The 18,420-nt window shown below is 61.7% G+C and carries 17 protein-coding genes; 9 read left to right on the top strand and 8 right to left on the bottom strand.

Annotation, left to right across the window (positions count from 1 at the left end):
- Positions 1-318, top strand: coding sequence for a ribbon-helix-helix domain-containing protein (locus tag ACA046_RS06955; protein WP_318301320.1), 318 nt, complete (start codon positions 1-3; stop codon positions 316-318).
- Positions 319-423: 105 nt separating this feature from the next.
- Here the strand turns inward: ACA046_RS06955 and ACA046_RS06960 are convergent, their stop codons facing one another.
- From ACA046_RS06960 to ACA046_RS06980, 5 genes are all read right to left on the bottom strand, one after another.
- Complete coding sequence (locus ACA046_RS06960; protein WP_497676164.1) at positions 424-2,982, bottom strand: TonB-dependent receptor; 2,559 nt, start codon at positions 2,980-2,982, stop codon at positions 424-426.
- 128 nt (positions 2,983-3,110) lie between these two features.
- Positions 3,111-4,079, bottom strand: a complete 969-nt coding sequence (locus ACA046_RS06965) for a FecR family protein (protein ID WP_459026630.1) — start codon at positions 4,077-4,079, stop codon at positions 3,111-3,113.
- Positions 4,076-4,615, bottom strand: a complete 540-nt coding sequence (locus ACA046_RS06970; RefSeq protein WP_258344097.1) for an RNA polymerase sigma factor — start codon at positions 4,613-4,615, stop codon at positions 4,076-4,078. The genes ACA046_RS06965 and ACA046_RS06970 overlap by 4 nt, the downstream gene beginning before the upstream one ends.
- A 206-nt stretch (positions 4,616-4,821) precedes the next feature.
- On the bottom strand, positions 4,822-5,709 hold the full coding sequence (locus tag ACA046_RS06975; RefSeq protein WP_497676165.1) for a dihydrodipicolinate synthase family protein: 888 nt from the start codon (positions 5,707-5,709) through the stop codon (positions 4,822-4,824).
- A gap of 28 nt (positions 5,710-5,737) precedes the next feature.
- The gene (locus ACA046_RS06980) at positions 5,738-6,520 is read right to left on the bottom strand and encodes an aldolase (RefSeq protein WP_258344099.1); all 783 of its coding nucleotides are present in this window, start codon (positions 6,518-6,520) and stop codon (positions 5,738-5,740) included.
- 104 nt (positions 6,521-6,624) lie between these two features.
- On the opposite strand from ACA046_RS06980, the gene ACA046_RS06985 reads away from it, so the two are divergent.
- Entirely contained in the window at positions 6,625-7,167 is a 543-nt protein-coding gene (locus tag ACA046_RS06985; protein WP_003209127.1) for a helix-turn-helix domain-containing protein, read from the top strand.
- Positions 7,168-8,047: 880 nt separating this feature from the next.
- Here ACA046_RS06985 and ACA046_RS06990 read toward each other — a convergent pair.
- Positions 8,048-9,064 (bottom strand): DUF4917 family protein, encoded by a 1,017-nt coding sequence (locus tag ACA046_RS06990; protein ID WP_497676166.1) that lies wholly within the window; start codon positions 9,062-9,064, stop codon positions 8,048-8,050.
- 127 nt (positions 9,065-9,191) lie between these two features.
- On the opposite strand from ACA046_RS06990, the gene yiaY reads away from it, so the two are divergent.
- Positions 9,192-10,340 carry an L-threonine dehydrogenase gene (yiaY, locus tag ACA046_RS06995; RefSeq protein ID WP_497676167.1) on the top strand — a complete coding sequence of 383 codons (1,149 nt, stop codon included), beginning with the start codon at positions 9,192-9,194 and terminating at the stop codon, positions 10,338-10,340.
- Here the strand turns inward: yiaY and ACA046_RS07000 are convergent.
- Entirely contained in the window at positions 10,307-11,494 is a 1,188-nt protein-coding gene (locus ACA046_RS07000; protein ID WP_497676168.1) for an MFS transporter, read from the bottom strand. The genes yiaY and ACA046_RS07000 overlap by 34 nt on opposite strands.
- Positions 11,495-11,609: 115 nt before the next feature.
- Between ACA046_RS07000 and ACA046_RS07005 the strand changes: the two genes are divergently transcribed.
- The 5 genes from ACA046_RS07005 (at position 11,610) to ACA046_RS07025 (ending at position 16,939) form a co-directional block, all read left to right on the top strand.
- Entirely contained in the window at positions 11,610-12,284 is a 675-nt protein-coding gene (locus tag ACA046_RS07005; protein WP_459026641.1) for an NAD(P)H-binding protein, read from the top strand.
- Entirely contained in the window at positions 12,285-13,196 is a 912-nt protein-coding gene (locus tag ACA046_RS07010; protein ID WP_102604146.1) for a LysR family transcriptional regulator, read from the top strand. It abuts the gene before it with no gap.
- A 223-nt stretch (positions 13,197-13,419) separates the two neighbouring features.
- Complete coding sequence (locus ACA046_RS07015) at positions 13,420-14,613, top strand: CaiB/BaiF CoA transferase family protein (protein WP_497676169.1); 1,194 nt, start codon at positions 13,420-13,422, stop codon at positions 14,611-14,613.
- A complete protein-coding gene (locus ACA046_RS07020) occupies positions 14,610-15,548 on the top strand; it encodes a hydroxymethylglutaryl-CoA lyase (protein WP_497676170.1) in 939 nt (312 codons plus the stop codon). Before ACA046_RS07015 ends, ACA046_RS07020 begins: the two co-directional genes overlap by 4 nt.
- Positions 15,549-15,607: 59 nt before the next feature.
- The gene (locus ACA046_RS07025; protein ID WP_076015972.1) at positions 15,608-16,939 is read left to right on the top strand and encodes an MFS transporter; all 1,332 of its coding nucleotides are present in this window, start codon (positions 15,608-15,610) and stop codon (positions 16,937-16,939) included.
- Here ACA046_RS07025 and ACA046_RS07030 read toward each other — a convergent pair whose 3' ends face one another.
- The gene (locus tag ACA046_RS07030; protein WP_497676171.1) at positions 16,940-17,428 is read right to left on the bottom strand and encodes a DMT family transporter; all 489 of its coding nucleotides are present in this window, start codon (positions 17,426-17,428) and stop codon (positions 16,940-16,942) included.
- Between the two features lie 77 nt (positions 17,429-17,505).
- Between ACA046_RS07030 and ACA046_RS07035 the strand changes: the two genes are divergently transcribed.
- Positions 17,506-18,414, top strand: a complete 909-nt coding sequence (locus ACA046_RS07035; RefSeq protein ID WP_497676172.1) for a LysR family transcriptional regulator — start codon at positions 17,506-17,508, stop codon at positions 18,412-18,414.
- Positions 18,415-18,420: the final 6 nt, after the last annotated feature.

An 18,420-nucleotide genomic window follows, 5' to 3' on the forward strand; every position in this document is an offset into this window, starting at 1 on the left:
ATGTGCGAGCTGTACGTCAAGGCCGACCCGATTCTCTACGAATCCCGCTCGCGCTCCCTGCGCATCTGCGGCGTGGTGACCACCGTGCGCCTGGAAAACCAGTTCTGGGACATCCTTAGCGAAATCGCCGAGGTGGATGGCATGACCACCAATCAGCTGATCGCCAAGCTGTACGAAGAAGTGATGGATTACCGCGGCGAAGTGGTGAATTTTGCTTCATTTTTGCGGGTGAGTTGCACGCGGTATCTGAGCAAGCAGCGGGTTCACGCCCCAGAGCTCAGCCTTGTGAATACAAGAAATGGCGCGCTGAAGATCTAAATGTGGGAGCGGGCTTGCTCGCGAAAGCGGTGTGTCAGGTAACTCATGTACCGACTGATCCACCGCTTTCGCGAGCAAGCCCGCTCCCACATTGATCAGGTGGGGTCAGAAGAACCGCGTCACGCTGATCTTGGCATCCCGGCCCTTGGTGTAGGCGCGGTCGCCGCTCAGGGCCGGGCGGAAGTTGTTGTTGAACAGGTTGTCCACGGTGAAGTTGACTTCGGTGCCCTTGAGGTAAGCCTGCTGAGGCTTCCAGCTGGCGAACAGGCCCTGGGTGTTATAGCGCTTGTTGCCGTACTGATCGTAGAACAGGTCGCCGATGCTGGTGCCCGGACCGCCGGAGTACTTGTCGCTCGGCAAACGGCTGGTGGCGCCGATGAACTGCCCTTGCCAGCCCACCTGCGCATCCAGGCTCGGGATCTTGGTGCCGAGCACGATCACCCATTTGGTCGGCGGAATGTCCCGTGCCCAGACGTCCGGGCCCCACGGGTTGGTGTAGGCGCCTTCGTGTTTGCCGGTGGTGTAGGCGAAGGAAACCGAGCCAAACACGTAAGTGGAGTCGTAGAAACTCTCGGCCTCAAAGCCCTTGATGGTCATGCCGCCGATGTTGCGGTAGTTGGACATCGCCCCCGGCGGGCAGGCGCTGGAAATCGTCCCGCCATTGACCGCCTGGTTCTGGCAGCCCACCCCCGTGTTCTTGAAGATCTCGTCTTCGACCTTGTTGTGGAACAGCGTGGTACGCAGTTGCAGGTTGTCGCCGTGGGTAAACACGTCGGCGAAGCTGGTGACGTTGCCGAAGGTGATCGAGGTGATGCGCTCCGGGTCCAGGTCCAGGCTGGTGGCGGTGCGGCTGCCCAGGCCCTGGACTTCATACTGCTCGTCGATCACCGGGGCGCGCCAGGTGCGGCTCCAGTTGGCAAACAGCGCCACGTTCGGGGTGATGGTCCAGTAGGCCGCGAGGCGTGGTGACCAGCCGGTGTAGGTGCGGTCGCTGTAGTCGTGGCCGATGGCCGGGTCCGGGTTGCTGTAGTACGGCGCGTCGTTGGCTTCGCCGCGGTTGCGTACGTGGTCATAGCGCATCGACGGGGTGATGGTGACATCGCCCAGCGTCACCGCATCCTGGATAAAGAAGCTGTTGGTGTCGACCTTGCCATGGGGCATGAAGCCCGGCTGGAAGTGCCCGTAGTTGTATTTCGGGGTGTTGTAGGTGGCGCCGGGCATCCACATTTCGGTTTCCCGGGTGTGCTTGCGGACCTGCACCCCGGTGGTCACCGCGTGTTGCAACACACCGGTGGAAAACAGGCTGACGTTGCGTACATCGAGGTTTTTGTCGTTGTAGGCGGTGTCCATCTTGCGCCCGCCAGTGGCCAGCTGGAAAAACGCTGTGGCGTCACGCTCGTCGGTCTGGTCGGTGTTGGATTCGGAATACTTGATGGTCAAGTCCACCAGCGGATTATTCATCGGCTGGTATTCGTACTTGCTGGACCAGGTGGTGTCGACGGTGTTGCGGTTGGCCAGGAAGCGTTTCAGCGCGGCTTCGTAGCCATAGCGGTCGATGTTGGCCTGGGTCGGCGGTGTCGGGTAGCTGGCGGCAGAGAAGGGCGTCCAGCGCTGGCTGTTGGAACGCGAATACGACAGGCCAAGGCTTTGCTCATCGGTGAAGTGAGCATTGAATTTGAACAGTTTGCCGTCCACATTCTGGGCGCTGTTGGGCAGGCGCTTGGGGTTGATCGGGTACTGGTTGTTGTCGTTGGGCAGGGTGGCGGCCAGTTTCATGTCGCCGCCGTCGCGTTGGGTCAGGTAGGCCAGGGCGTCGAAGCGCCCGTCATCGGTACGCCCGTAGACCGCGCTGCTGTAGACCTGTTCATGGTCGTTGCTGGAGTAACCGTACTTGAGCATGGCGCCGCTGTTGCGGCCGTCCTTGAGCAGGTCCGGGGCATCCTTGGTGGTCATGTTGACCGTACCGCCAAAGCCGCCGTTGCCGCTGAAGGGCGAGTTGGGGCCTTTCTCCACTTCGATGCTCTTGATCAGTTCGGGCTCGATAAACACAGTGCCCTGCTGATAACGCTCAAACCCGCTTTTGGTGGCGCCATCGACGGTCAGCGGCACGTCTTCGGCGTCGCCGAAACCCCGGATGTTGATGGTCTGGCCGCCGGGCTTCAGCGAGCCGCCCTGGCTGATACCGGGCAAGGTTTGCAGCAGGCTGGGGATGTTATTGGACTGGTAGCGGTCGATGTCGGCCTGGCTCAGGGTGGAACGGCCGACGGTGGTGGAGTCCACCTCGTTGCCGGTGCCGATCACGCTCAGGGCCTCCAGCTGGATCGCGCTGCTGTTGGTGGTTTTGCCTTCTTCGGGGCGTACCACGTAGGTGCTGCCGACCTTGAGCAACACGAACTCGCCGTCCTTGAGCAAGGTGCGAATCGCCACTTCCGGTGTGAAGTCGCCATTGAGGGCCGGCGCCTGGACGTTTTTCAGCAGCGCTTCATCGAACAGCAGCTGGATTTTCGCCTGCTGCGCCACCTGGCTCAAGGACGTGGCCAGGGACTGGGCCGGCAATTGCAGTTTGAACGACTCGGCCTGGGCACTCAGGCTGAAGGCCAGGCAGGCGGCAATGGCGGTGGGACGAAGAAACAGGTGCTGAACGTGGCAAGGCGCGCGAAACATGTAATCCCCCGGAGTAGCCAAATGGCCAAAAAGGTGTGCGTATCAAACGCAGACCCGAGGAAGACGCGGCAGGAAAAATAATCCTCACATGCGAATGCAAAATATTCTCAAGTGAGCGTATCGAGGGATTATTTTCGAGGCTCAATCCTGATATTGCCGTCGGCCAGGGCCACGGTTTTCACTGGTAGCAGGGCGGGGAGGGCGGTGAGCAGGGCGTCCGGATCATTCACGTCCAGATTGCCTGAGACCTTCAACTGCGCCACCGCGCTGTCCACCAGCAACGGCGCCTGTGGCCGGTACAGGCTTAACTCGTCCATCAGGCTGGCCAGCTCGCGATTACGAAACGACACGTGCCCGCCGCGCCAATCGGCGACCTCGCCGGCAGTGAGGGTTTGCTGCTGCAGCGTGCCCTTGGCATAACTGAACGTAGCGCGCTGATCGGCGCCGAGCAGGGTGGCGGGCAGCTTGGCATCCGGATCGAACGCCACTTGCCCGTGGGCCACACTGACCACCAGTTGCTGCTTGCTGCGCCGCACATCAAAGCCGGTGCCGACCACTCGCACGTTGGCTTCGCCGGCCTGCACGTAAAGTGGTCGTTCCTTGTCGGGTGCCACCTCGATATACAGCTGGCCCTGATCCAGATGCACGATGCGCTGGTGACTGTTGAAGTCCACCCGCAGGCGCGTGTTGGCGTTGACGTACAAGGTGCTGCCATCGGGCAGATGCAAGGTGCGCGTGCCTTTGGCATGGGCCGCGACCTGGGTGTGGAACACTTCACGCGGGGCGCCGAGATTGCTTGCCAACAGGGCACATACCAGGGCGGCAGCTACCGCCAGGGCCGGGCGCCAGGCGGGTGTCTTGCGCACGGGCAGCGGTGTGGGTTTGTTCAGTTGCTGCAACTGGGCCAGGTCGGCCCACAGCTGCTCGAATTCGGCGTAGGCACGGGCATGGGCCGGCTCGGATTGCCAGGCGGCAAACGCCTTGCGGTCGGCGCGGCCCGTGTCATTGCGGTTGCGCGCAAACCAGCTGGCGGCCTGGGCATCGATGGAGTCGCTGGCCTCGATGTCACAGGTGTCGATATCGCTCAGGCGGGTCATTCTGGCTGCTCCTTGCCCTGGTCTTGTTGAAGTCGCTGCTTGCAATGCAGCAAGGCAAAAGCGATGTGCTTTTCCACCATGCTGACCGAAACGCCCATGCGCTCTGCGATCTGTGCCTGGCTCAGGCCTTCGAAGCGATGCAGCATAAGGGCTTCTCGTCTTCTGGGCGAGAGTTCAGAGAGGACTTCTTTCAACTGTTCCAGGCGTTGCAGGCGTTGCGCGGCGGCCATGGGATCGTCTCGCGAGTCGCTGACAGGCTCGGCATCCAGTTCGGCCTGTTGCTGATGGACGGTGTGCCGCACCTTTTGTTTGCGCCAGTGATCGCGCAGTAGATTGCGCGCCATCTGGAACAGAAACGCCCGTGGCTGCTCGACCTGAGCCCGGTCGCGGTAGTCCAGCCATTGGGTAAAGACATCCTGGGTCATGTCTGCCGCGTCGCTGGCGTTGTCCGTACGCTTGCGCAGGAAATGCAGGATATCTGCATAAAACCCGCGAAAGGCATCGGCCGACAGCGGGTCGGGCTTGAGACGAGACATGGATATCCTTCTTGACGAAGCACGACTTGGAAAAGTCGCGAATGATATCGAGAATTATTGTCATTTGTCTCTATTGAAATTCTACGCAGGGGTGCGGACTCAATGTGGGAGCGGGCTTGCTCGCGAAGGCGGTGAATCAGTCGACATATCAATTGACTGACCCACCGCCTTCGCGAGCAAGCCCGCTCCCACATTTGGATCGCGTTTCAGCGCAACAGGGTCAGTAGCGCTTGCAACTGAACACGGCCAGCCTCACCCAACGGGAACACCGGCAACCGTGGATCACCCGACTCCAGCCCCGTCAGCCGCAAACCGGCCTTGATCGTCGCTGGCAAGCCACCTTTGAGGATGAAGTCCAGCAGCGGCAACTGGCGATAGAACAGCTCCCGCGCTTTCTCCAAATCATTGGCCAAAACGGCTTCATACAAATCCAGGTTGAGCTGCGGAATCAGGTTCGGCGCCGCCGTGCACCAACCCTTCGCCCCTGCGGCAAACGCCTCCAGTGCCAGCGGATTGCAGCCGTTATAGAACGGCACCTCGCCCTCGCTGCGCAGATGCAACTGGTGCATGCGCTGAATATCCCCGGTGCTTTCCTTGACCATGGTCACGTTGTCGACGCTGTTGACGATGCGCAGGATCAAGTCCACCGACATATCGGTGCCGCTGGTGGCCGGGTTGTTGTAGAGCATGATCGGCACACCGATGCTGTCGCCGATAGCCGCATAGTGCGCGAGGATTTCCGCCTCGCTGAGTTTCCAGTACGAGGCCGGCAACACCATCACCACGTCGGCACCGTGGGCTTCGGCAAACTGCGCGCGACGCACGGCCTTGGCGGTGGTCAGGTCGGAGACGCTGACGATGGTCGGCACGCGTTTGCCCACTTTCTGGAGGCTGTAGGCAGCGACTTCATCCCACTCCGTATCGCTGAGGTATGCGCCTTCGCCGGTGCTGCCCAGCGGGGCGATAGCGTGCACGCCGCTGTCGATCAAACGGTCGATCGAAAGCCCCAGTGCGTCCAGGTCAATGCGCTGGCCGTCTGTGCTGAACGGGGTGATGGTGTAGCCGATAATGCCGTGAATAGAAGGGCTGGACATGGAAAAGTCTCCGGTCGAAAAAATGGGTTCAGTTCAGGCAATCGGCGTGTTGACGCAGGTTCTGCCGAGCGTAGTAGTTGAACGCGGCGCCGTGGCGCTTGGGCTTGGAAATCCAGTCATGGGCTTCGCGGCCCAGCTCCGGCAGGATCGGTTTGATCGTGCCGGCGGCCATCGCCAGCAGCTGCAACTTGGCGGCACGTTCGATCAACTGTGCGATCACACACGCTTCCTCGATGCTCGCCCCGGTGGACAGTTGGCCGTGGTGAGAAAGCAGAATCGCGCGCTTATCCCCCAGGGCGGCGGTGATGATTTCGCCTTCTTCGTTGCCCACCGGCACGCCGGGCCAGGCTTCGAGGAATGCACAGTCTTCGTACAGCGGGCAGAGGTCCATGTGGGACACCTGCAGCGGCACTTCCAGCATCGACAGCGCAGCGATATGAGTCGGGTGAGTGTGGATGATGCAGTTCACATCCGGGCGACCGCGGTACACCCAGCTGTGAAAACGGTTGGCCGGGTTGGGCATGCCGTGGCCTTCCAGCACCTCCAGGTCTTCGTTGACCAGCAGCAGGTTACTGGCGGTGATTTCATCGAAACCCAGGCCGAGTTGTTGGGTGTAATAAGTGCCAGGTGCCGGGCCACGAGCGGTGATCTGCCCGGCGAGGCCGGAGTCGTGGCCGTTTTCGAACAGGATCCGGCAGGTGAGTGCCAGCTTTTGCCGGTCGGTCCACGTATTATCCGCCAGGGTGTTTTGCATCTGGCTCAGCGCTTGCTTGACCAGTTGGTCTTTCGGGAGTGCTAATGTCTTGGCCATATCAGTGTCCTTGTTCGTCGCAAATGACACTAAAGAGACTATATGACACAAAGTGTCATTGGCAAGCATTCATCATCGCCTCTTTAATGGATTAACCGCTGCACATGTCTATCCGTTTGAAAATACTGAGAAAAAAACTTGGCGTGACCTTGGAGTCGCTCGCGGAAAAATCCGGGATGACCAAGAGTTACCTGTCGAAGGTTGAGCGCGGGCTGAATACGCCGTCGATTGCTGCGGCGCTGAAGTTGGCCAAGGCGTTGAACGTGAAGGTTGAAGAGCTGTTCAGTGAAGACAACGTCAGTCTCGACAGTTACAGCCTGGTGCGTAGTCATGAACGGCAGGCGTTGTCGGGCACCGACGCGTCACCGGGTTATGCGGTGCTGGCCCATCAGGTCAGTGAGCGCAGTTTGTTGCCGTTCATCATTTATCCGCCGGCGGAGTTCACCGACAAGACCTTCAAGGAGCATCTGGGGGAGGAGTTTTTGTTTGTGCATGAAGGCCAGGTGGAGGTGGATTTCATGAGTGAGCGGGTGGTGTTGAATCGCGGGGATGCGTTGCATTTCAATGCGCAGAAGCCGCACCGGATTCGGTCGGTGGGGGAGGTTCAGGCGCAGCTTTTGGTGGTGGTGCATAGTGCTGAGGGGTGATTGTGGGGGTGGGGGCATATCCGTTATTTGGGTAACGGCCGCCTATGGTTCCGCTCTTACAGCGGCTCACTTTTGAACAGCGCAAAAGTAAGCAAAACGCTCTTGCCCCACCACTCGGCACCTCGCTTGGGCTCGGTGTGCCCTCACTCCGGCTTTGGAGCGTGGGCCGCCGCGATGGGCCATCCTTGGCCCAGCGCGGCTAACCCGGCGTCCTGCCGGGTTACCCACGCTCCAAAGCCTGCGTTCGGCCAGCGTGGTTTAACGGGGCGCCTAAGATCAAGATCAAAAGCAGATCAACATCACAGCGGCCTACCGGCCGGCTTGAGTGTGGTGAAGCAACAGCAAAATCAGAAGCTAAAGCGGGCACGGTCCAAATGTGGGAGCGGGCTTGCTCGCGAAGGTCGTTAACGATGACGATGGCATCCTGGTTCAACGCGGCGTTCTCAGGTTTTTCGCGAGCAAGCCCGCTCCCACAGAAAAGCAGCTCTGCTTTCGCTCTGGATCTTGCCTCTGCTTCTAACACTCAAGCCGGCCGGTAGGCCGCTGTGCTCTGCTTTTGATCTGCTTGTGATTTTGATCTGCGGGCCCCGTTAACCACGATGGCCGCAAGCAGGCACGGTGGAGCGGTAAATCGGCAGGGAAGCCGATTTAGCCGCGCCGGGCCATGGATGGCCCGTCGCGGCGGCCCGCGGAATCGGGCCGGAGTGCGGGCATGCCGAGCCTAGGCGAGGCACCGAGTGGTGGGGCAAAGACCTTTTGGTTACTTTTGGCTGGGCCGGCATTCCGGGCGTTTGCCAAAAGTGACCCGCTGTAAGAGCGGAACCATAAGCGGCCGTTACCGCAGCAACGGATATGTCCCCTCAACCCACCCAACCACCAATCATCGTTCTACGGGCACCGAAAGCCCCGAATCCCCAAGCGCATGACTACGCGCATCAAAAAACCGCAACTCCACATCCACCCCTTCAAACAACTCCGCAAAACGCCGCTTCTGCTGCTGAATAAACCCCGCACTGCGCCCAAACACCGAAATCGCCAACATCTTGATCTTCGCCTGCCGAATCGCCTGCACCAGATGCACATCCTGCGCGCCGAGGTGATGCCCGAAAATGCAAAGCGCGCCCTCATGGCTCAACAACTGCTCATAACAGAACGACAAATAGTCAGAACTGCGAATAGTCTTCAGCTTCTCCTCAACCTTGCCCTCGCTGACAAACAACGGCACATCATCCAGCGTCTTGATCGTATTGTTGATCGCAAAACTGCTAAGCAAGGTACTGTCAGTGGTCGGCAATTTACGCGCCGTACCGTCAAGGTTACGCACCAGGTGCAAACCACCATGCAAATACAAAATGCGCGTGCTGTCGGTGGCGGTATTACGCAGGTCAAAGCTCGCATCCGCACTGCGAAACAGGTCGTCGATACCCGGCGCCTGCAGGATCGCCCAGTAGTTGAGCAAGTCGTAATTGCTGGTGAATACCGTCGGATAACTCGCCAGCTCCTGATGAATCGTCGACAGCGTCGAAGGCGTCACCAAGCGCCACGGAATGTGCACGCTGTGGATCGTGTTGATCAGCGCTTCCTTGATCGCGTAGTAGCGATTACGCGGCGCCGCCGAGCTGACCGCCAAGGCCTTGTTGACCCGGCTGGTGGTTTTCAGCGCGCCCAGCACCTGTTCGAAACTGCGGGTCTGCATCGCGTCAAACACGCTGAGTTCGGACTGGCTCAGAGGTTTTTCTTCCACGGTGCGAGCGTTTTCGAACAGTGAGTCGTAGGCAAAGTCTTCCCACACTGCGCGGCTGGCGCCGTTGCCGATCAGGATCCCGCTGAAGGCGGTACTGCTGCGCAAGGCGTTCCAGTCTTCAAGGTGGGCGTCAAAATCCTGGGAATCCTTCATTGCGGCGGGTCTACTCAAAATCGGCTGGGCGGTGACTTTATCACGAGCGGGCGTTGATCCTGGTCAAGATGCCGCAGGCAATCGAGGTCGATGCTGTAGGCATAACGACTTTAAAGGATTAGCCACCATGAGCAGCACCTTCTTCATTCCCGCCGTCAACATCATGGGCATCGACTGCCTCGACGAAGCCATGACCGCGATTCGCAACTATGGCTTTCGCAAGGCGCTGATCGTCACTGACGCCGGGATGGCCAAGGCAGGTGTCGCCAGCATGATCGCCGAGAAACTCGCGATGCAGGACATCGACTCGGTGATCTACGACGGCGCCAAGCCCAACCCGAACGTCGAGAACGTCGAAAAAGGCCTGGCGCTCCTGCAACAGAGTGCCTGTGATTTCGTGGTGTCCCTGGGCGGCGGCTCACCCCATGACTGCGCCAAGGGCATTGCCCTGTGTGCGACCAACGGCGGGCACATCGGCGACTACGAAGGCGTCGACCAGTCGGCCAAGCCGCAACTGCCGCTGGTGGCCATCAACACCACCGCCGGCACCGCCAGCGAGATGACCCGCTTCTGCATCATCACCGATGAAACCCGCCATGTGAAAATGGCCATCGTCGACCGCAACGTCACGCCGCTGTTGTCGGTCAACGACCCGGCGCTGATGGTCGGCATGCCCAAGGGCCTGACCGCCGCCACCGGCATGGACGCGCTGACCCACGCGATCGAAGCCTACGTGTCCACCGCCGCCAATCCGATCACCGATGCCTGCGCGATCAAGGCCATCGAACTGATCAGCGCCAACCTGCGGATTGCGGTGCGCGACGGCCAAGACATGGCCGCCCGGGAGAACATGGCGTATGCGCAGTTCCTTGCCGGCATGGCCTTCAACAACGCGTCCCTGGGGTTTGTGCACGCCATGGCGCACCAGTTGGGCGGGCTCTATGACTTGCCCCACGGCGTGTGCAATGCGGTGCTGTTGCCCCACGTGCAAAGCTTCAACGCCAGCGTCAGCGCCGAGCGCCTGAGCCATGTGGCACGGGCCCTTGGCGCAGACATCAAAGGTACCTCAGTGGAAGAGGGCGCCCAGGCGGCCATCGCGGCAATTCGCAGCCTGTCCCAGGACGTGGAAATTCCTGCCGGGCTGCGGGAGCTGGGCGCCAAGTTGCAGGACATCCCGCTGCTGGCGTCCAACGCCCTGAAGGACGCCTGCGGCCTGACCAACCCACGGCGCGCGGATCAGCGTCAGATTGAAGAGATCTTCCGCAGCGCGTTCTGATCAGCCCTGGCCATGGCGACGCACAGCAGTGCGCCGCCCGCCAGCACCACGCACAACACCGCCAACGGCCAGGCCTGCGGACTCGCCAACAGGCTGGCCACGCCGCCGATCGCCGCCGCCATCAACTGATGCATGAAACCGCTCAAGGCCATGGCGTAGGACCCGCTCACCGGCGACTCATCATTGGCCAGCGACAGGCTGATGGGATAACTCATCGACTGCCCGAACACCGCCAGGCAATACGGCAGCCACAGCAGGATCGCCAGACCATTGGCAAACAGGCTGCCCAGCAACATCGTCGCGCTGCCGCACATCACCAACGCCACGCCCCAACTCATCATCGACAGGCGCCCAGTGCGGGCGACCAGGCGATTGACCATCAACGCCCCCGCCAGATACGCCCCGCTGATTGGCCAACCGAGCCAGCCATACTGCGCCGCGCTCCATTCGAAATGGCCCTGCAAGATCAAGGGTGCGCAGGTGTTGAAAGCGATGATCACCCCGTAACCCAAACCGCCCGCCAATGCAGGGCGCAGGAACGCCGGATGGCGCAGGATCGTGCCGTAGATGCGCCAGGCCGAGATGTGCCCGGCGGCTTTTTCCAGTGTCGGAAACACCACCCGTTGCAGCGCAATCATCAAGCCGGCAGCCGCCATCGCCAGCCCATAAAAGATCGCTTCCCAACCAAACGCCACTTGCAACAGCGAGCCCACAAACTGTCCGATGCCCAAGGCGATCACGAACGTCATGCCCAGCCACGACAACCCTTTAGCCAACAGCGCACCGCTGAAACTGTCGCGAACCAACACACGCGCCATCACCGACACACCGCCCGCGCCGAGGCCTTGAACCAGCCGCAGGCCGAGGAACGATTCGAGGCTGTAGGCGGACGGAATCGCCGCACTGGCCAGCGCGTACAGCGTCAACGCGGCCAGGAGCACCGGCTTTCTACCCAGGCGCTCACCGAGGCTGCCCCAGAGCAGCATCGGCAACGCCATGCCGATCAAGTACACCGCCAGGGCCAGTGCCACCTGATCCTCGGCGGCTGGCAACGCGTGGGCAATCGCGGGCACGGCAGGTAAATAGCTGCTGATGCCAACCTGGGACAGAAAGGCCGCGCTGCAGGCGATGGCGAGGGTCGTGGTGCTTTTCAAGGGGCAAAAGATCCTGTTGAGCAGTAAGCTGCAAGCCGCAAGCTACAAGCTGCTAGTGTGTTTGTCTCTACCTGGCAGCTTGAAGCTAACCGCTTGTCGCTTAGGAACCAACCTTATGAGAGTTCTATTATTCGGCGCCACCGGCATGGTCGGCCAGGGCGTATTGCGTGAGTGCCTGCTGGCCGGTGACGTGCAGGAAGTGGTCGCCGTCGGCCGTACCGCACTGGCCCAGGAACACGGCAAGCTGCATCAGGTGCTGCATGCCGATATGTTCGATTTCCAGCCCCTGGAGCATCTGCTGCAAGGCTTCGATGCCTGCTTCTTTTGCCTGGGCGTTTCCTCGGTGGGCATGGACGAAGTCAAGTACACCCATTTGACCTACGACCTGACCCTGGTGGCCGCCAGCACCCTGGCCCGGCTCAATCCGCAGATGACCTTCATCTACGTGTCCGGCGCCGGTACCGACAGCAGCGAAGCCGGCAAAACCATGTGGGCGCGGATCAAGGGCAAGACCGAGAATGCCCTGCTGCGCCTGCCGTTCAAGGCGGTGTACCTGTTCCGTCCCGGGGTGATCCAGCCGTTGCACGGTGTGCGTTCGAAGACCCCGCTCTACCAATCCCTCTACACCGTCACCGGCCCGCTGTTGTCGCTGCTGCGCCATGTGCGGCCGGCCTGGGTGGTGAGCACTGAAACCGTTGGCCGCGCGATGCTCTCGGCCGTCCGGCACGGTGCACCTCTGCCGGTGGTAGAGCAGGCCGATATCAATCGCCTGGCCACCGAGCGCGCCTAGATGCTGCACAAAAGTCTGGTTCGCCGCCTGGACCTGATCACCCTGCAACTGTTTGTGGCGGTGCATGAAGAAGGCACGCTGACCCGCGCCGCCGCCCGTGAAGCCATCGCCGTCTCGGCGGCCAGCAAGCGCTTGATGGAGCTGGAACAGGTGCTGGGCGTGAGCCTGTTTGTGCGCCAGGCCAAGGGCATGCAGCTGACGGCTGCCGGCGAGACCTTGCTGCACCATGCGCGGCAGATGCTGTTCAACGTCGAGAAGATGGGCCTGGAACTGGGCGAACACAGCCACGGCGTGCGCGGTTATGTGCGGATGCTGGCGAACCTCTCGGCGATCATTCAGTTCCTGCCTGAAGACTTGCGCGACTTTTCCGCGCTGCACCCGCAGGTCAAAGCCGACCTGGAAGAGCGGCCCAGCAATGGCGTGGTCCAGGGCGTGATCGATGGGGTGGCGGACCTGGGTATCTGCTCCAGCGACACCGACACCAAAGGCCTGCCCGGCGTGACCTATCGCCGGGACAAACTGGTGGTGCTGATGCCGGCGGATCACCCGTTGGCGTCGCGCAAGACACTGGCGTTCGCCGAGACACTGGACAGCGACTACGTGGGTCTGCATTCCGCCAGCTCGATCAACATGCGCACCCACGCGGCGGCGCGGGAGGCGGGCAAGGTGTTGCGCCTGCGGATCCATGTGCCGGGCTTTGATGCCATGTGCCGAATGGTCCAGGCCAACATGGGCATCGGCATCCTGCCGCAAAAGGCCTACGAGTTGTTTGGCCGGGCACTTGGGTTGCACGCGGTGCCGCTGACGGATGCCTGGTCGGATCGCAGCCTGATCCTGGTGGTGCGTGATGAGGCGCAGCTGTCACCGGTGAGCCGGTTGTTGTTCGATTACCTGCGGCGGGAGCAGGCGTAAGCAAATACCCTGTGGCGAGGGAGCTTGCTCCCGCTGGGGCGCGAAGCGGCCCCAAAAATCCAGGGAGCGCTACGCATTCCAGCGGGAGCAAGCTCCCTCGCCACAACCAACTCTGACTCAAGCGTTCTCCTTTGGCGAACGCTCGTTGCCAACTGACGGTTGGATTTCTACTGCCTGCGTCCTCTAGCCTTGGCCCACATTCCAAGAACAAGAGGTACACCCCATGACGGCTCCCCTGAGCGGTATCAAGGTGATCGAGATCGGCACCCTGATTGCCGCGCCCTTCGCCGCCCGCCTGATGGCCGAGTTTGGCGCCGAGGTGATCAAGATCGAAGCCATGGGCCAGGGCGATCCGCTTCGCAAATGGCGAAAGCTGCACGAAGGCACGTCGCTATGGTGGTACCTGCAATCGCGTAACAAGAAGTCCCTGGCCCTGGACCTCAAGTCGGCAGAAGGCCTGGACCTGGTCAAGCAATTGCTGGGCGATGCCGACGTGCTGATCGAAAACCTGCGCCCCGGCGGCCTGGAAAAACTCGGCCTGGGCTGGGACGTGCTGCACGCCCTCAACCCCAAGCTGACCCTGGTGCGCATCTCCGGCTACGGCCAGACCGGCCCTTACCGCGACCGCCCGGGCTTCGGTGCCATCGGCGAGGCCATGGGCGGGATTCGCTACACCACTGGCAACCCGGATTCACCACCGGCGCGGGTCGGCGTGAGCCTCGGTGATTCCCTGGCGTCACTGCACGGCGTGATCGGCGCGCTGATGTCGCTGCTGCGGGTCAAGACCGGCCAGGGCGACGGCCAGATTGTCGACGTGTCCCTGGCTGAAAGCGTGTTCAACCTGATGGAAAGCCTGGTGCCGGAATACGACATGCTCGGCCATGTGCGCGAACGCAGCGGCGGCGCCTTGCCGGGCATTGCACCGTCCAATACCTACCTGACCGCCGACGGCGCCTACGTGGTGATCGCCGGCAACAGCGACCCGATCTACAAGCGCCTGATGCTCGCCATCGGCCGCGCCGACCTGGCCGAAGCGCCGGAGTTTGCCCACAACGATGGCCGCGCCGCCAAGAGCAGCCTGCTCGACGCCGCCATCACCCACTGGACCAGCAGCCTGCCCATCGACCAGGTGCTCAGCGCCCTGGAAGCCGCCGAAGTACCGGCGGGGCGCATCTATTCAGTGGCCGACATCGTCGCCGACCCGCACTACCAGGCCCGGGACATGCTGCTCAGTGCCGACCTGCCCGGCGGCCTCACGGTGAAGATGCCCGGCATCGTGCCCAAGCTGTCAGAAACCCCCGGCGCGGTGAACTGGCAGGGTCCAAGCCTGGGCCAGCACACCGATGCAATCCTCGGCGACCTGGGCTTGAGCGGGGCCGATATTCAACGCCTGAAAACTTCGGGAGTGGTGCAATGAAAAGCTATTCCGATGCCTTGATCGTGCAGGAAGTTTCGCCCCGGGATGGGCTGCAAATCGAGCCGACCTGGGTCGAGACCGTCGATAAGATCGCGCTGATCGACCAACTGTCCCTGGCGGGATTTTCCCGAATTGAAGCCGGTTCGTTTGTTTCACCCAAGGCCATTCCCGCGTTGCGCGATGGCGAGCAAGTGTTCCAGGGCATCACCCGTCATCCCGGGATTATCTACGTGGCGTTGATCCCCAATCTCAAGGGCGCCCAGCGCGCCGTCGAGTCCCGGGCCGATGAGTTGAACCTGGTGATGTCCGCCAGCCAGACCCACAACCTGGCGAATATGCGCATGCGCTGCGAGGCCTCGTTGGCGGCGTTCGGCGACATCGTGAGTTTCGCTGCCGACTATCCGGTGCGCCTCAACGGCAGCATCGCCACCACTTTCGGCTGCCCGTTCGAGGGCAAGATTGATGAAGACCACGTGCTGCAATGGGTCGACGCCTACCGCGAGTTGGGCATCCAGGGCATCAGCCTGGCGGACACCACCGGCATGGCCAATCCCCGTCAGGTCGAGCGCCTGGTAAAACGCGTTCTGGAACGTGTTCCGGCGAGCGACCTGACCCTGCATTTCCACAACACCCGCGGCCTGGGTTTGTGCAATGTGCTGGCCGCCTACGAGGCCGGGGCGCGACGGTTTGATGCAGCATTGGGCGGCCTCGGCGGCTGCCCGTTTGCTCCCGGCGCGTCGGGCAATATCTGCACCGAAGACCTAGTCAACCTGTGCGACGAAGTCGGGATCCACACCGGCATCGACCTGCCGCACCTGCTGCACATGTCGCGGCAATTGCCGGCCCTGCTCGGCCATGAACTGCCGGGCCAGGTGGCCAAGGCCGGGCGCAATTGCGACCTGCATCCGCCACCGGCCTACATCGCCACCTTGTAAGCCGCCACCAGACAACAAAAACAATCGGACGCCTGCGAGCAGTCCGCTGGAGAGAAACAATGAGCCTTAATACGTTGGAGGCCGGCGTGCGCCCGGCCGCTGAGCACGATGCCGAAAAAGCCCTGGTCAGCAAGGTCGCCTGGCGCCTGATGCCGCTGATCATGGTCTGCTACCTGTTCGCATTTTTTGACCGCATCAACATCAGCTTCGCCAAGTTCCAGCTGCAGGCTGACCTGAGTTTGAGCGACACCGCCTACGGCCTCGGCGCCGGGCTGTTTGTGGTCGGCTATGTGATCTTCGAAGTGCCGAGCAACATGATGCTGTACAAGGTCGGCGCCCGGCGCTGGATCGCGCGCATCATGATGTCGTGGGGGCTGGCGACGGCAGCCATGGTGTTCGTCACGGCCGAATGGCAGTTCTACGGCCTGCGTTTCATCATCGGTGCGATGGAGGCCGGGTTTGCCCCAGGCGTGTTGTATTACCTGACGTTATGGTTCCCGCAGCACTACCGTGGGCGCATCACGTCGATGCTGTTCCTGGCGTCGGCGTTTGCCGGGCTGGTGGGCGCGCCGTTCTCCGGGCTGGTGCTGGAACACCTCGACGGTGTGCTGCAGATGCGCGGCTGGCATTGGTTGTTCCTGCTCGGTGGCTTGCCCTGCGTTGGCCTCGGTTTCCTGGTGCTCAAGCTGCTCAAGGACCGCATCGAGGATGCCCACTGGTTGACCTCGGCGGAGAAGACTTTGTTGGCCAGCCGCATTGCCGTGCATGAACCCCACAAGAGTGGCGGCTCATTGCTGGCAGCACTCAGGATTCCCGGCTTCCTGATGTTGGGCTTTATCTACTTCCTGATCCAGGTGGCGTCCTACGGCCTGAACTTCTGGGCGCCGCAGTTGATCCGCAGCGCGGGCACCCAGAGCCCGGTGATGATCGGCCTGCTGACGGCGATTCCCTACGTCTGCGGTGCCATCAGCATGGTGGTGATCGGGCGTTTGTCCGACGCTACCGGTGAACGTCGCAAGTTCGTCAGTGGCCTGGTGGCGCTGGGCGCGGTGGGGTTCTTCTGTGCGGGGATCTTTGCGGACCACACCACGTTCTTGATCGTCGCTCTGAGCTTGCTGGGCGCGGGCATCATTGCTTCGATTCCGACCTTCTGGACCTTGCCGCCTAAGCTGTTGGCCGGTGCCGGGGCGGGTGCGGCGGGCGGGATTGCGGTGATCAACACCCTGGGCCAGTTTGGCGGCATCGTCAGCCCGGTGATGGTCGGCCGTATCAAGGACCTGACCGGCAGCACCACGCCGGCGCTGTATGTCATCGGCGTGTGTGCGCTGCTGGCGGCGGCGCTGTTGCTGTGGGGCTTGCCGCAGAAACTGCGCACCCTCGACAAGCACTGATCAGCCCGCGGTTACCAGCGATCGGGTGGGCGTGGCGCTGAACTGAATCAGTGCCACGCCACCGATCAACATCAACGCCCCGATCAACCGGGGCGCGGTAAGTTGGCGTTCCACCAGCCCGAACAGGCCGAAGTGATCCAGCATCAACGAAGCGATGATCTGCCCGGCCATCGCCAGGGCGATAAACCCTGAAGCACCGAGCTTGGGCATCAGGATCAGTGCCAGCGAAATAAAGCACACGCCGAACGCACCGCCGCTCCACATCCACAGCGGCGCCTTGGTGATAAAGCCAAGGTTGGGCAGCGGCAGGCGCAGGGCCAGGATCACCGGCAGCAGCACGATAATGCTCACCAGCAGCGAGGCGAGGGTGGCCCACAACGGATGGCCCAGGCTGCGTCCCAGGTTGGCGTTGATCGCACTTTGAAACGGCACCACCGCCCCGGCGAACGCGGCCAACAGCAACAAACCTACCCAATGCATCGTCGTCATCATCAATCTCCCAGAGGTTTTGCTGGACTCTAGGCTATTCGTCGCGCAAATTTAAATTCCAAGTTCTTATGCAGAACATGCAGCTGATGAATGATCTTCGACGCATCGACCTTAACCTGCTGGTGATCCTCGACGCCTTGCTGAGTGAGCAGCACGTCACCCGTGCCGCCGAGCGCTTGCACTTGAGCCAGCCGGCGGTAAGCCACGCCCTGGCGCGGTTGCGGGATTTGCTCGGGGACCCGTTATTGGTGCGCCAGGGCAGTTCGTTGGTGCCCACTGCGCGCGCCCTGGAACTGGCGATGCCACTGGCGGAGGCGTTGGCCCAGGTGCAGGCGTTGCTGGCGCCCAATCGCTTCGATCCAGCCTCGGCCAAACGTACTTTTCGGGTGGCGATGTCGGACTACGGCGCGGCGATTTTCTTGCCGGAGCTGGTACGCACTTTGCGCCGGGAAGCGCCGGGGATTGATTTGCAGATTATCCAGGCCAGTCGCGAAGGCATGCTGGATGGCGTGCTCAATGGCGATATCGACCTGGCTGCCGGGGTGTTTCCCGACATGCCTGCCGAACTGCGCAGCACGCCGTTGTTTGAAGAGCATTACGTGTGCCTGGTGGACCGTGACAGCCTGCCTGACAACGGCGTGCTTGACCTGCCCACCTACCTGGCGCGGCCCCACGTTTTACTGGAAATGCGCGGCAGTGGTACACCGGAAATCGAACGGGCGCTGACGGCGATTCGTGAGCGCCGGCACGTGGCTATCAGCTTGCCTCATTGGGGTGTCGCGCCGCAGTTGATCCAGGGCACGGACCTGATTCTTACCGTGTCGTCTCGCGGGCTGCTCAACATTGATCACGAACGGCTACTGGCCGTGCCGCCGCCGTTTCATATCCCGTCGTTTGCGTTTGTGCTGGCATGGCATTCGCGGCGGGGTGGAGACCCGGCGTTGCAGTGGTTGAATGGGCAAGTGCAGGGTGTGATACGGAGTTGATCGGCG

This window comes from Pseudomonas sp. LBUM1641 (assembly GCF_059716235.1).

What these genes read in the sequence shown, in the direction of transcription:
- ACA046_RS07020 (WP_497676170.1), top strand. Translation starts at nt 14,610, where the DNA reads ATGAAAAGCTATTCCGATGCCTTGATCGTGCAGGAAGTTTCGCCCCGG.
- yiaY (WP_497676167.1), top strand. Translation starts at nt 9,192, where the DNA reads ATGAGCAGCACCTTCTTCATTCCCGCCGTCAACATCATGGGCATCGAC.
- ACA046_RS06975 (WP_497676165.1), bottom strand. Translation starts at nt 5,709, where the DNA reads ATGTCCAGCCCTTCTATTCACGGCATTATCGGCTACACCATCACCCCG.
- ACA046_RS07030 (WP_497676171.1), bottom strand. Translation starts at nt 17,428, where the DNA reads ATGACGACGATGCATTGGGTAGGTTTGTTGCTGTTGGCCGCGTTCGCC.
- ACA046_RS06960 (WP_497676164.1), bottom strand. Translation starts at nt 2,982, where the DNA reads ATGTTTCGCGCGCCTTGCCACGTTCAGCACCTGTTTCTTCGTCCCACC.
- ACA046_RS07025 (WP_076015972.1), top strand. Translation starts at nt 15,608, where the DNA reads ATGAGCCTTAATACGTTGGAGGCCGGCGTGCGCCCGGCCGCTGAGCAC.
- ACA046_RS06985 (WP_003209127.1), top strand. Translation starts at nt 6,625, where the DNA reads ATGTCTATCCGTTTGAAAATACTGAGAAAAAAACTTGGCGTGACCTTG.
- ACA046_RS06955 (WP_318301320.1), top strand. Translation starts at nt 1, where the DNA reads ATGTGCGAGCTGTACGTCAAGGCCGACCCGATTCTCTACGAATCCCGC.
- ACA046_RS07035 (WP_497676172.1), top strand. Translation starts at nt 17,506, where the DNA reads ATGCAGCTGATGAATGATCTTCGACGCATCGACCTTAACCTGCTGGTG.
- ACA046_RS06980 (WP_258344099.1), bottom strand. Translation starts at nt 6,520, where the DNA reads ATGGCCAAGACATTAGCACTCCCGAAAGACCAACTGGTCAAGCAAGCG.
- ACA046_RS06990 (WP_497676166.1), bottom strand. Translation starts at nt 9,064, where the DNA reads ATGAAGGATTCCCAGGATTTTGACGCCCACCTTGAAGACTGGAACGCC.
- ACA046_RS06970 (WP_258344097.1), bottom strand. Translation starts at nt 4,615, where the DNA reads ATGTCTCGTCTCAAGCCCGACCCGCTGTCGGCCGATGCCTTTCGCGGG.
- ACA046_RS06965 (WP_459026630.1), bottom strand. Translation starts at nt 4,079, where the DNA reads ATGACCCGCCTGAGCGATATCGACACCTGTGACATCGAGGCCAGCGAC.
- ACA046_RS07005 (WP_459026641.1), top strand. Translation starts at nt 11,610, where the DNA reads ATGAGAGTTCTATTATTCGGCGCCACCGGCATGGTCGGCCAGGGCGTA.
- ACA046_RS07010 (WP_102604146.1), top strand. Translation starts at nt 12,285, where the DNA reads ATGCTGCACAAAAGTCTGGTTCGCCGCCTGGACCTGATCACCCTGCAA.
- ACA046_RS07015 (WP_497676169.1), top strand. Translation starts at nt 13,420, where the DNA reads ATGACGGCTCCCCTGAGCGGTATCAAGGTGATCGAGATCGGCACCCTG.